Origin of the sequence: Catalinimonas locisalis (assembly GCF_038039535.1) — a bacterium.
Taxonomy (GTDB): domain Bacteria; phylum Bacteroidota; class Bacteroidia; order Cytophagales; family Cyclobacteriaceae; genus Catalinimonas.
In genome coordinates this window covers 1-13,858 of record NZ_JBBPHP010000055.1, presented here as the reverse complement: position 1 = coordinate 13,858, position 13,858 = coordinate 1, and the positions used below count along the sequence as shown (strand labels likewise).

Here is a 13,858-nt window from a genome sequence, read left to right as displayed (position 1 = left end):
TAGAATAAGTTTTCCTTCAGGCAATTAATCGGCTACTGGTATATGTACATCATTCATATAAACTTCAAATTGATAAGCCAGTATCTCTAACGCATTGGCTTCAAACAATAAATCGCCGACATAAGTGGTTTTTCTGTTATCTAAGGCCCTATGGAGAATGTTTTTGATGTCATTGGCGTAGTCATCGTGAAACAAATAGGGCATCTCCGCATACTGGTCATCAACAATGTTTCTAATGGCATTTGGCAAATGGATGGTCGGGCGTTGTTGAATGTATTTTTCACGGACAATCTGAAGCCCTATACATTGGATATGCTGATAGGCAGGAAGACTGATAATCTGTTCACTTCCCCTGCGGCACGCATAACCAATGTATTGCCCTGCCTCAATCTCATGCTGGAGCTGACCGGATACCCCGGAGTGTTTGATATGGCCTTTCAGGCAATACAAAAACCGCAAAGGGTGGAACTGTTCTATGTCAAAAAGTATGTCCAGGTCATCATTTAGATAAATATCAAAATAAAAGAGTCCTAATCCGTGGGTAAAGTCCTTCGCCCGAAATAGACCGCTAAGTTCCTCAGTGACCACTTGGATAGTACTTCCGTCACGATTGACCGAATAGTCTTGTTTAAAACCCTTTTCTAATAGCGTAAGCAGGTCTTGAAAACTATGGGTTTCTAGCTTTATTTTCATAATAATATACAAATAATGTAAAAATGAATGGCTAAGAAGGTACTTCCCCGTAGCAACCACATGCTTTAGAAGGAATTTTGGATTAATAGCCAAAATGGCAAAACCCTCTAAGTGGCAGGTGATCATTTAGACTAAAGATAAGCGTTTTAGGTAGCAATAAATACAAGAAAAGGAAGTATAAATAACAGTTTTGTACCCCAAAGTCATCGTGCTTCAAGTATCTTGTGCACTATCTTTTTGAAATTGCTTGGGCAGTATACCGAATTTTTCCCTGAACCTGGCCGCGAAATGACTTTTATTGGTATAACCTACTTTATCGGCCACTTCGCTCACATCCCACTTTCCTTCTTTTAGCAATGCTCTGGCCTGGTTGAGCCGCTCACTCTGGATATGCTGGTACACCGTAGTGTTGAAGAGTTGTTTGTAGCCCGTTTTTAACTTAAACTCATTGATCCCTGCTTTCTTGGCCAACTCACTGATAGATGGTGGCGACTGCAAATGGTTAAGCACATAATCCCGGGCCGCCATCAAAGCGTTGGCATCACGCTCCCGGATTACCCTTTGTTTATGACTTGGCTTCTGGTCATCACTATATTGGGTCCACATTAACGATAATAGTTCCAGGGTTTTTGACTCTAAGAAAGTGTCAAGGATCAGGTCTTCATAATCAGTACTTAGGATTCCCCTAAGTACTTCAGTTGCGGCTGTGCTATAGTAGCCCTGATACAAAAAAGGATATTGAGCACTGGTGTCTTCAAAGAGCCTGGCCAACTGGGGGTGAACACTATCTATACCACTCCTAATCCGTTCCAGGTAAAAGAAACGTTCTATTTCTACGATGAAAATAGAGACCTCGCCAGTGTGAAAATGAAAGTTCTGGTTTACATCCCCTGAACATGCCGATAAGGAGTTTTGAAAATTATGAAGTTGATACTGTATCAGCCGTTCATCTACCGAATGGGTAAGTTGGCCTGTCTGGCAGTAGATCAAGCGCAGAGGGTGATAGCCTTCCTGTCTCACTTTAATTTCCAGTCCCTCCTGCAAGACACCATTGATAGAGAATAGGCTCAACCCATCGTGAAGCTGACAGGCTTCTACTTTTCCTTCCCCCAGCGGACCAAGCAACTGAACAATGGTTGATTTGTCGTTTTTCTGGTACCTTGCAGAAAGTGTTTCCGCCAATTCGTGCATGATGCTTGATAAGGAGTTGCTGATTAATTTAACAATCACGGCCTTATATGTTTAAAAAAAAACAACATGGTTTTCTTCGCTAATTAAATTAAGAGAAAAAATGTATTGTAAAAGAATCCTATGAAAAACATAAGGTTAGTATAAGAAAATGAAAATAAATTCTATAACAATTAATAATTAAAAATAATATATTAATTAAGACTTGGCCAAAAGCGCTTTTTGCAGCCGAAAACAATTTTATTGTAACACATAACAAGCTATCCGGGAGGTTGTTTTTTCAAATTTTGTACCATAAGGGCTTCATCGGGATTTGAAAAAGGGTATCCTCAGTATAGGAAGATTTCATACTAAGAATACCCGTATTTCAACAAGACTAAAAAATATGCCATCGTTCTGACATTGCTTAAAAAAAATATAACATGAACCATTAGTGCTGCTGTTTCCAAGCTTCGGGAAATACTAATAGTCAGTTGCAAATTAAAGACATATTTCTGCTAAAGAGTTGTATGTATAGTTGTAATGGTGCGCAATGGGGTATTATTAATTCTTCTAAGGGCAATTTTGTCAACTTAGTGTATAAATTTCAGACCGTCTACCGGAAATAGCGACCTAAGCACGCTCATCTGCTGGATGAAGACTAAATTTATGGAAATCATATTAATGCCCCAGGAAGGATAATTTATACGCTATTAATAAGTAGAGCTAACCATCACAATTTATTTATTGTTATACTTGAAAAACACCATTTTTTTATCTTAACAAGCTATTATTATGAAAATTTTAACACTCATTTTTTCCATGGTACTTTTGGTTGCTTTGTCAGCTTGTGATTCAGGGAAGCAGACTGAACGTACCTTAATCTCTTCCGATACTGTGGTCGTAGAAACAGAATACGAAGTAGAAAAAACGATTAGGGAAAAGACGACAGACATTGATACAGTTAGTGAAACGGAAACCATTACCCGCAGGACAAACTTAGACTCTATTCAATAACTTTAATTTTTTTTAACTAGCTGCAAGCAGTAACAAACACTATCGCTTGTCTTATTTTTCACTATAATTTTAGTATAATTATGGATTATCGTAACGAAACGCATAGAAGCACTATCGTCCCTGGAGAGACACGGGGGGTAGCCAATGGAGATAATTTTCTAAAGAGAATATCCTGGGGGGCTGTTTTCGCTGGGTTTTTATTGGCAGCAGTGGTCAACCTGACACTTAATTTGTTAGGTATCGGTATTGGCCTGGGCTCTCTGGACCCTACCGGGCAAAATGTAGCAGAAGGTCTGGGCATAGGCTCTATCATCTGGTATGTAGTGAGTACCATCTTATCTTTGCTGGCCGGTGGATGGGTAGCGGCACATTTGGCAGGCGTACCTAACAGTAAGGACAGCGCATTGCACGGAATACTTTCCTGGTGCTTGTTTACCATTTTTTCATTTTACCTGCTCACGACGGCGGTAGGCAAAATCCTCAGCGTCACCGGTAGTGTAGTCGGACAGACATTCTCCCTGGTAGGCCAGGGTGTAGGTGCTGTGGCCCCTGAACTTGCAGACGCCGCACAACAGCAATTGCAGCAAGCTGATATATCGGTACAAAACATTAAGAGTGAGGCTAAGGAGATCCTCAGACAAACCGACCAGGCAGCACTACAGCCAGGAAACATTGCTGATGAAGCACAGGAGGCTGGACAGCAAGTCAAAAACACCGCTGACAATCCTGCGCAATTGGATGAAGTCATCCAGCAGGTATTTTCTAAAGGGGGAAGTGTGATAAGCAACGTGGACAAGGAAGCCATTGTCAATGTGTTGGTAGCCAGGACAGATCAGTCGCAGACAGAAGCACAAAATACAGTTGACAACTGGGCTACCCAGTATGAGCAAGCCCAGCAAAAGTTCAGTGAGATGAAACAACAGGCGGCAACGCAAGCTAGACAAACGGCTGAAAATGTATCTGCTGCCATTTCCAAAGCTGCTATCGCCGGTTTCTTCGCCCTCATTATCGGGGCAATATCCGGTGGAGTAGGCGGCATCTTGGGAAAACCCAAAGCTGAAGTAAGAGAAGCAGAATACGCTTAAAACAATTGCAAATAAGTAAATGGGATTTGTCAGCCCATTTACTTATTCTTCTTATACCGAGCCTAATCGCCTCAGGTGTAGCAAATGTGAATGAAAAGCCTTGATAAAAGTAGGATATTCATTATACGCCACGTTAAACTCCTGGCAGGTTTCTTTGACAAACTTATTGATCACAGGATAATGTATATGACTGATCTTCGGAAACAAATGGTGCTCTACCTGGAAATTCAGACCGCCCAAGAACCAGGAAAGCACTTTGCTGTTGGTGGCAAAGTCTGAAGTCGTCACTACCTGGTGAATTGCCCACTCTTGCTCTATCTTATGAGATTGGCTGTTAGGCACAGGAAAGTGCGTGTTTTCCACTACATGGGCCAGTTGAAAAACAATACTGATGAAAAGTCCACATACCAAAGAAACGGTCATGAATCCCACCATGGCTGGTATCCATCCTACCATCAGCATCGGAAAGATGAGATATATAGTCATATAGGTTATTTTGGTAAGCCAGAAAATAACATGTTCTTTGGGGCTTAACTTGCGTGATGAGTTACCAGCAGAAATTTTGCCGGTAAAATATTTTTCAAAATCCTGGTAAAAAATCCAGGCAAAGTAGGAAATCCCATAAAAGAATATCCAGTATATATGCTGAAACCTGTGAAACCAATAGCGGGGTTGTTCTTCATGCAATCTCATGAAAGGTTTGATGTCAATATCCGAATCCATGCCTTCAATATTGGTATAGGTATGATGGTTGATATTGTGTTTTATTTGCCAGAAATAAGCATTCCCTCCCATGACATTGAGAGAATAGGCAGAAGCCCTGTTTAACCACTTATAGCGGGAAAAACTCTGGTGACCACCTTCGTGCATGATATTGAAGCCAATAAAAGCCAGGTTCATGCCCAGTAAGCCGCAAAGCAAGAGGGAAATAAATACACCGGGCGTAAAAAAAACAAGTACAATATAAAGCGTCAACGCGGACAGTATTTGCAGCATACTTTTGAAGTATAATTTTGTATTGCCCGATTGCTGCATCTGATGATCTGCAAAGTAACGGTCCACTTTTGTTTTGAGCGATTTAAAAAAGGGACTTTTGTTGTTGTTGAAAGATACTTTAGCCATTTGAAAGTCTATTTAAAATGCTAATAATTAATGGATGTGAAATAAGGGAATTGACAAACACACGTCCATCAACTCCCGATCAATTGTGAGTGGATATAAAATACTTTTTCTTACAACTTAAAAGGTAAAGTAAGCAGAAGTCTGGAAGATTGTATTGGAACCGGAAGCCCCCCCAAAAAAGTCATTTCCTAGTGCATCGGCAAAACCCTGGGTATAGCGTGCGCCTAATCCAAATCCACTGGGAAATTCATAAGAAGCGCCGATCCCCATGCCTGCATCCACATAATTGGTTTCTGCTTTATCAGTCATTATAAGTTCATTCCCACCTTCTGCCTGTAAATCGCTAAAGCTCTGTCGGGAAGATAATAAGACGGCAACATAAGGACCTATTTCAATTCTCAGGTTATTTGTAACCATAAACTCTGCTAAAATAGGTAAACGTAAATAATTTAGGTTCACTGAATATTCTTCAAAAATGGAGAAATCATCATCCCGTGCCCCTTGCATACTATAAATAAGTTCTGCTTTGGCACTGAGTCGCCTGGAAAACTGATAGCGTCCGAAGAAACCTAAATGAAGGCCGGTTTGCGGATCAGAATTGAGTACTTCATTATCGTTGAGAGAAGAAAAGTTAAGACCGGCCCTTATCCCAAAATTCATGTTTTTTTCAGCAAAATCTTCGGCCTGGTCTATGGCCTGCTCGACGTCCTGAGAAGCTTTTTCTATTTGAGTGCTATCTTCTTCCTGAGCAAATAAAGGATGCATCCATAATGGCATGGTTATTAAAATGATTAAAAAAGTTTTCATAGTGAAAGAGATTTAATTTAGATTAAAAAAATGAGTAATTACCACAATTAAAAAACTGACTGCTTGATGATGGCAGGTATATATTGGTTTGTTGATATAGCTGAAAACTAAAAAGTCTATTTAAAAAAGTTGTCAAAGGATAAACAAGCCTAATCAAAAACTGATTTCATTTTGAGGTGACAAAACTACCCTTAGAAGTATTAAAAATACGCTCTTAAGGATAGTGCTTTTTGTAAGTTATAAAAGTGCAAAAAAAGTTTTTCTACGATCCTATGATTTCTCTAATACATAGTGATTGCTGGTTTTCTGTTTTGTCTTCCCACTGCTAACCATAAGCAGGCTGGTGTGACTTTATGCTTGTATAAGCTTTTCTTAGTTAAAGACTTACAATGGTTTCTTTTCAGAAACTTTTACGAATCCTTAACAAAATTTAAATATTTGTTAACTTACCAAAGTTCTGTTTTTTTAACTCCTTAAACCTTTTAAATGAGTGATATCCCGGATCAGAATAAAAACCAGACTTCTGACAAGCCCCTGACCATTGTAGGCATTGGTGCTTCTGCCGGGGGGCTGGCTGCCCTGAAAACATTGTTCTCGCATATACCGGAAGATAGTGGCCTGGCTTATGTGGTGGTGGTACACCTTTCCCCCGATCACGAAAGCCATCTGACGGGATTGCTTCAGCCCTACATCAAGATGCCGGTACAACAGGTAACGGAAACCGTTGCGCTGGAAGCTGACCATGTATATATCATTCCTCCCAACTGTAACCTGGATACCATTGACACACACCTGCGCCTGTCTGACCTGGAGGAACAACGCAGGGACAGGGCGCCTATTGACCATTTTTTTCGTACCCTGGCCAAAGTTCATGATGGACATTCCATAGGTATTATCCTGAGTGGAACCGGCTCCGACGGTACACTGGGCATCAAAGAGATCAAAAACCAGGGAGGGCTGACCATAGTGCAAAGCCCTGGAGAGGCAGACTATGATGGTATGCCCCAGAGCGCGATCGCCACTGGCCTGGTAGATATGATCTTACCACTGGCCGACATACCACCCTATATTATCAACTTTGTGAGCACCAAGCCACATCTCAGCTTAACAGAGGTCAAAGGCGAAACTGATCATGATGAAGAGAAGATGATCCAGCAAATCTTTAGACAGGTTCGGACCCGTAATGGACGTGATTTTAGCCGCTATAAACCCTCTACCATCCTGCGCCGTTTGCAACGCCGAATGCAGCTCTTTCAGATAGAGCAATTGGATGATTACCTGGCACTTTTAAAGAAAAGCCCCGAGGAGGTAAACGCCCTTTCTGATGACTTTCTCATCAATGTCACCAGCTTTTTCCGTGATTCTGAAGTGTATGAGCAACTCAAAGAAGAAGTAATCCCCAAACTCTTTGAAGGTAAAGACCAGGACGATCAGCTGCGGGTATGGTCAGTAGGCTGCTCCAGTGGTGAAGAGGCGTATTCCATAGCCATGCTGCTGGCCGAAGAAGCCGATCAAAGCTCCGTAAGCCCTACCTTTCAGGTATTTGCTTCGGATCTGCACGAGCATTCTTTACAAAAGGCCAGGGAGGGTTTTTATCCGGGCGACATCAAAGCGGATATCAGTGCAGAGCGTTTGCAGAGATTTTTTACCAAAGTGGATGGGGGCTACCGCATCCGTAAAGAGTTGAGGGAGATGGTGATCTTTACCCCGCACAACCTGTTGAGCGACCCTCCCTTTTCTCGCATGGACATGATCGTTTGTCGCAACCTGCTGATCTATCTCAAGCGGGGTGTACAAAAGGATGTCATCGCCCTTTTCCATTATTCCCTTCGTCCTGACGGATTTCTGGTGTTGGGTACTTCTGAGCATCTGGACAACAGTGAGCTTTTTGGTACTAAAAGTAAGGAAAGCGCTATCTTCTTTAAACATAACATTAGCGGGCCGGAACCGCAACTACCGGTTTTTCCCAACCTACGTAACCAGTTTTCTGAAGAATCTACTCCTGAAAAAAACACCTCTACAAAACCCTATGGCGCGCTGCATCAGCAGGTGGTAGAGCGCTATGCCCCGCCCAGCATGCTGCTCAACCTGGATCATCGGGTACTGCACATATCCGAAAATGCGGTGCGCTATTTAAAGGTATCAGCAGGGGAACCCAGCCGGGACGTGTTCAAAATGGTACGTGCTGAGCTCCAGTTGGAGCTGCGTACAGTCTTATATGCTGCTCGGGGAGAGGAGGAGAATGGAGATGGAATCTCGGCTTCTAACCAGAAACCTAAAAAACAGGCCCGCAGCCAGGCAGTTTCCCTGATGATAGAAGGCCAGAAGCGGGAGGTCATTGTTTCTGCTCACCAGGTCGAGCAGCCTTCAGAGGAAAATGTGGTGCTGGTCATGTTTGAAGAGTATGATCCAGCGACTGCTCGGCATGGAAAAGATACAGAAGATAATAGATTCAGCAGTGCAAGCAACCTAGAGTTGAAGTCTGAGCTTAATAATATGCGACAGCGTATGCAGGCCGTCATCAAAGAGCATGAGAGCAGCCGGGAGAAAATGAAAGCTTCTAATGAAGAGCTACAGTCGGCCAACGAAGAACTACGCTCTACCATGGAAGAACTGGAAACCAGCAAAGAAGAGCTACAGTCTCTGAATGAGGAACTGTCTACCCTCAATCAGGAAAACCGGCATAAGGTGGAAGAGCTCCGGCAACTCTCCGATGATTTGCAAAACCTGCTGAGTGCTACTGATATTGCTACTCTTTTTTTGAGTAAAGAGCTGCGTATCCTTCGCTTCACGCCCAAACTGGGAGAATTGTTCAATGTAAGCATGGTAGATCGCGGGCGCCTTATTACTGACCTGACGCATAAGCTGGGCTATGATGAACTGATAGATGACGCCCGACTTGTACTGGAAAAATTGATACCGGTAGAGCGGGAAGTCCAGGACAAGCATGGCAAACATTATCTGACCCGGGTGCTGCCCTACCGTAGTAATGATGACCGCATTGAAGGTGTGGTAATTACCTTCATAGAAATCAGTGAACGTAAGAAGATGGAAAACGAATTGAGAGAAGCCAAAGTGTATGCCGAAAGCATCATTGAAACCCTTCATGAACCTTTGCTGGTGCTGTATCCTGACCTCAGGGTGAAATCAACAAACGCTGCCTTTTATGAGCACTTTAAAGTGAAACCGGAAGAAACCGAAGGCCAACTGATTTATGCGTTGGGCAATGGGCAATGGAACATTCCCGAACTGCATACCCTTCTGGAAGAAATTCTTCCCGAGAATAATATTTTTGTTGACTTTGAGATCAGGCATCATTTTGATCAAATCGGTCATCGTGTAATGCTACTCAATGCCCGTCGTTTAGATCATGTCCAATTCATTCTGCTCGGGATGAGAGACATTACCGAACAAAAAGAGGGAGAAGAAGTGCTGCAAAGGGCTAAAGATGAAGCCATACATTCAGCCGGTATCAAAGAGGAATTTCTCTCCAGCATGAGCCATGAGATACGTACCCCACTTAATGCCATCATTGGTTTGAGCAATTTGCTGTTGAAGAAGAATAATTTGCCCGAGCAGGTGGAGAATCTCCATGCCCTGCAATTTTCTTCCCGGAATCTGCTGAACCTGATCAACGATATCCTGGATTACAGCAAGATAGAGGCCGGTAAGGCAGAAATAGATGCACATGATTATTCTATCTCCACCCTACTTAATAGCATCCGGCAGGCACATTTGCCCCTGGCCGAAGAAAAAGGCAATCGTTTAGACTTCAGCATCGCTGAAGATGTACCTTCAGTGCTAAAAGGCGATTCTCATAAACTGGCCCAGGTGCTCAACAACCTGATCAGCAATGCCAACAAATTTACCACAGCGGGAAGTATTCGTCTGGAGATAAAACTGGAAAAGCAGGAAGAAAAAGAGATAGACCTCTATTTTGCTGTAAGGGATAGCGGGATCGGGATTGCGAAAGACAAGATTCAGAGAATCTTTGATAAATTTACCCAGGCCGACAGCAGTACAGTACGCCGCTACGGAGGCACTGGATTGGGGCTTTCCATTACCAAATCACTACTACAACTGATGGGCAGTGAAATTGTAGTAGATAGCGAAGAAGGTGAAGGTGCCCTTTTTTATTTCATCCTCAGGCAGCAATTAGGAAGTGAAGAGCAACTGAAGCCCGCAGAAGATGCATTATCTGAAGCTCAGGAGGGCATCAGTAAACTAAAAGAAACAGTAAGCATACTTCTGGTAGACGATGCTGAATTTAACCGCATGGTCCTGCAGCAACACCTGAAACATTGGTGGGCATTGCAGGCCGATGAGGCAGAGAATGGCAAAGAGGCTATTTTAAAAGCCAATCAAAAAAAGTATGACCTGATCCTGATGGATATCCGTATGCCGGAAATGGATGGAGAGGAAGCCATCTGCCACATCCGCAAGCTGGATGAACACTATGCCCGGGTACCTATTATCGTATTGACGGCTGATACTTCCCTGAAAGCAGTAAAAAATGATCTCTTTGATGGTGTCATCACCAAACCTTTTGAGCCCGAACAGTTGATGAAAACAATCTACCCCTTTATTTCAGAACAGATTGATGAAGATTCTGAACCTGTGGAAGGAAGAAAAATAGAGAAGCCAAGTAAACCTGATCCGGCCACTCCTGATCAGGACGTTTCCACGCCGGACGTTACCACGCCGGACATATCCATGCCGGACTTTAATAAATCTGAGGAGATTTTTGAAGATTCTTTGGATCATAAGAAAAAGTATTATGCCATGGCCATCAGCTCATTGAAAAATTATAAGTCAGATTATTTGGATGCCCTAAATCAGAAAGATGTACAAATACTTGATGAGGTAACCCACAAAGCTAAGCCTATTTTCATCTTGCTGGGGCTGGATACTTTTTATCAAAAATTAGATGATACAAGAAAAAGAATGGAATCTGGGGTATCGGCTGAAGCTCTCCAATCAGAAAGAACTGCCATAGAACAGGGTTTTGAGGAGATCATTGGCCATATTAACCAACGCCTTGAGGAGCTTGCATCATGAGTCTGGATTCAATCTTCCTATTTTAAGGTTCATTGGATTCGTTTACTGCAAGATGACACTAAGCTTAATCACGGCCTTTTCATAAAAAGAGAACTTAGCAAAAAGCTGTTATTTTGGTGATCCACCATCAAAATACATTGCTATGCTAAGCTCCCTAAAAAAAACGAATGTAAGACTTACTATCACTACCTGCAAGCTAATTTGATTGATCCACGCGATAACCGAGGCAAACGTCATGATCTATACTTTGTACTGTTTGGGGTACTACTGGCTACAATGGCGGGCCAAGCACTCATTGCCGAGATTCATCGCTTCTTAGTGCGTCACCACGCCTGCTTATGCTCTCTGCTGCAATTGGATGAAGCGCGCAGCGTCTCTGATGCGCAGTTACGTAGATTACTAATTCTGGTAGATCAAAACGTCTATCAGCAGTTTCATGCCAACTATTTTGGTTGGCAAGTCAGTCTGCTACCAGCCGATAGTTGGATTAGTTTTGATGGCAAAGAGATACGGGGCACTATTGATGGGGTATCCGGACAGAAGAGAGGCTTGTGTTTGGTTCGCCCCTTACTACAACAGAGTAGTATCAGCCTTCCTGGTCTGTTTTATCATGGGGCCAAAGATAGCGAAATTGCTTGTGTACGAGCCTTATTGCAGGAAAGGGCTCTGGCTAGTCAATGTATCACCTTTGATGCTTTACACAACCAACACGAAACCCTAGAAATGGTACAAGATGCTGGGGGTACTTACCTTGCGCAAGTGAAAGCCAATCAGTCGGCGCTACTAGATGACTTACGCGATCATACCGTGCTTGCTGAGCCATTTGCCCAGCAACAAACCCTAGACAAGGGGCATGGGCGTATAGAGCAGCGAAAAGCTTCTTTCTATTCAGTGGAGGCCATCTGCTTTGAAAGTAAATGGGACGCTTCAGGGTTTGCTACTTTAGCCGTAGTGGAACGAGAAAGCACCCATTGTAAAACAGGCAAAGTAAGCCAAGAAATAAGTTACTATCTTTCTAATGCTATCCCTGAGCAGATCAAACCTCAAAAAATCTTTATCGCTATCCGCCAACATTGGAGTATTGAGGCTGACAACTGGGTAAGAGACACTACCTTTCGGGAAGATCACATCAAATGCAAAGAACCAGCACGTAGTAAGATGCTGGCTAGTATTATATCGGTCGCTGGAAACCTGCTCAGACAACAGAAAAAAGGCTTTCTCAAAGCAATGCAGGAAGATATAGCTTGTAAGCCAGCTTTAGCAATACCTCTTTTCAAACATCATGACCTTTTATGAAAAAGCCGTGTAAGCTTAATAATCCTTAGGATAATTCGGTACTTTTATGTTTACGAACCCTACATGCTAACAAACAAGGCTGAGGCAACATCAGTGAAAGATCGGATGAAGTGCACTTTGAGATTAAAATAATGTACTGGTAATCACTGGATAACATTCAATAATTTTAGGTCCTGTAATTAAATTTAGTTGATAAAAAAAATGAAAAAAAGCAGTAAAGCCGATAAGCCCGAAAAAATTTCCCAGGTCGTTGTCATAGGTACATCAGCAGGGGGATTGAGTGCATTAAAAAAACTAATAAGTCAACTTCCCAAAGACTTCCCTTTGCCGGTATTGATTGTCCGACATATTTCTCCTGATGCTACGGGAAATATACTCTTGGACCAGCTTAATAAGTTAAATACCGTAAAATGTCAGCATGCAAAAAGCGGAAACAACTTGAAAGCCGGAAATTTATACCTGGCGCCATCAGATCATCACCTGTTGATTGGGGGAGACCTGAAAATGCTGGTGACCAAAGGAGCCCACGAAAACAGGTCTCGTCCTGCCATTGATCCCTTATTTCGCTCAGCTGCTGTGGCCTTTGGGACTGGTGTGATCGGGATATTGCTCACCGGTTATCTTGATGATGGAACAGCAGGAATGAAAGCGATTAAAAGGTGCGGAGGAATCTGTATTGTACAGGATCCAGACGAAGCCGAGTATCCGGATATGCCAAGAAATGCTTTGAATAACGTAAAGGTAGATTATTGCCTGCCTATATATGAAATGGGGACTTTACTAGACCAGTTAATTTCACGGAAATTACAAAAGCGCAAAGCTGTTCCGGAAGATGTTCTGATTGAGGCTAAAATTGCTGAACGTGTGTTAAGCGATTTGTCTTCAGTCAATAATCTGGGCGATCAGGTTCCTTTTAATTGTCCGGGTTGCGGTGGCGTTTTATGGCAAGTAGGAAAGGATAGCGACTTACGGTTCCGTTGCCATACCGGGCACGCCTATACGGCAGCTTACCTTTTAGCCGAACAGACCAACAAGATTGAAGAAACGATGTGGACTGCACTACGGATGTTTGAGGAGCGTAAAAACCTACTGACTGCAATGGCACGAGGGGAGAAAGGTGTTGGTTCTCAAACAGCCCTTGAAAGAGCAAAAATGTCACAGGTTCATATTGATCGGATTAGAGCAATTTTGAAAACAACTGAGAATGAAGGTGGGAATGATATGCCTACCTGATGAAAACTGCATCCAACATTGCATTCTATTAAAAAAATCAAGCATTCAGATATTATTTTTCTAAGAACAGGGTATATTTTATAGTGCGAAAGTGGTTGCTATTATGACATACTATAAATCAAGAAGAATATTATAAAATAAACCGTATGTATTATAATTTTTTAAGGTGATTCCCTAAAATTACTGTACAGATTTAAGATAGATTCACGTTGATTTTTTTCTTTTCACCAGCTGTATTTTTTTGAGATTTTTGCTTTTCCCTATAGCCATTTTTCTTCCATACATTAGGAATGAAGCCAGTCATTGGCTTATCCTGCAATGAGTCAACAGATAAAAATGAAATTCAGGGCGGAAAAAGGCATTTCATAGATTGTAATATT

At 42.4% G+C, this 13,858-nt stretch carries 9 protein-coding genes; 5 read left to right on the top strand and 4 right to left on the bottom strand.

The annotated features are described in order from the left end of the window. Window positions 1-24: 24 nt before the first annotated feature. Window positions 25-693: a hypothetical protein gene (locus tag WJR50_RS30990; RefSeq protein ID WP_341297217.1), complete on the bottom strand. Its 669-nt coding sequence runs from the start codon at window positions 691-693 to the stop codon at window positions 25-27. A 213-nt stretch (window positions 694-906) separates the two neighbouring features. Then, window positions 907-1,923, bottom strand: coding sequence for a helix-turn-helix domain-containing protein (locus WJR50_RS30985; protein ID WP_341297216.1), 1,017 nt, complete (start codon window positions 1,921-1,923; stop codon window positions 907-909). A gap of 759 nt (window positions 1,924-2,682) precedes the next feature. On the opposite strand from WJR50_RS30985, the gene WJR50_RS30980 reads away from it, so the two are divergent. Beyond that, the gene (locus tag WJR50_RS30980; protein ID WP_341297215.1) at window positions 2,683-2,877 is read left to right on the top strand and encodes a hypothetical protein; all 195 of its coding nucleotides are present in this window, start codon (window positions 2,683-2,685) and stop codon (window positions 2,875-2,877) included. Window positions 2,878-2,957: 80 nt separating this feature from the next. After that, complete coding sequence (locus WJR50_RS30975; RefSeq protein ID WP_341297214.1) at window positions 2,958-3,962, top strand: hypothetical protein; 1,005 nt, start codon at window positions 2,958-2,960, stop codon at window positions 3,960-3,962. 51 nt (window positions 3,963-4,013) lie between these two features. On the opposite strand, the gene WJR50_RS30970 is transcribed toward WJR50_RS30975, so the two are convergent. Together WJR50_RS30970 and WJR50_RS30965 are read right to left on the bottom strand one after the other, a co-directional pair. Beyond that, a complete protein-coding gene (locus WJR50_RS30970) occupies window positions 4,014-5,084 on the bottom strand; it encodes a fatty acid desaturase family protein (protein WP_341297213.1) in 1,071 nt (356 codons plus the stop codon). Window positions 5,085-5,201: 117 nt separating this feature from the next. Then, window positions 5,202-5,891, bottom strand: a complete 690-nt coding sequence (locus WJR50_RS30965) for a porin family protein (protein ID WP_341297212.1) — start codon at window positions 5,889-5,891, stop codon at window positions 5,202-5,204. A 486-nt stretch (window positions 5,892-6,377) separates the two neighbouring features. Here WJR50_RS30965 and WJR50_RS30960 point away from each other — a divergent pair, with 486 nt between their 5' ends. From WJR50_RS30960 to WJR50_RS30950, 3 genes are all read left to right on the top strand, one after another. Then, a complete protein-coding gene (locus tag WJR50_RS30960) occupies window positions 6,378-10,949 on the top strand; it encodes a CheR family methyltransferase (RefSeq protein ID WP_341297211.1) in 4,572 nt (1,523 codons plus the stop codon). 201 nt (window positions 10,950-11,150) lie between these two features. Beyond that, window positions 11,151-12,245: an ISAs1 family transposase gene (locus WJR50_RS30955; protein WP_341297210.1), complete on the top strand. Its 1,095-nt coding sequence runs from the start codon at window positions 11,151-11,153 to the stop codon at window positions 12,243-12,245. Window positions 12,246-12,446: 201 nt separating this feature from the next. Beyond that, window positions 12,447-13,478 carry a chemotaxis protein CheB gene (locus WJR50_RS30950; RefSeq protein ID WP_341297209.1) on the top strand — a complete coding sequence of 344 codons (1,032 nt, stop codon included), beginning with the start codon at window positions 12,447-12,449 and terminating at the stop codon, window positions 13,476-13,478. The last annotated feature ends 380 nt before the right edge of the window (window positions 13,479-13,858 follow it).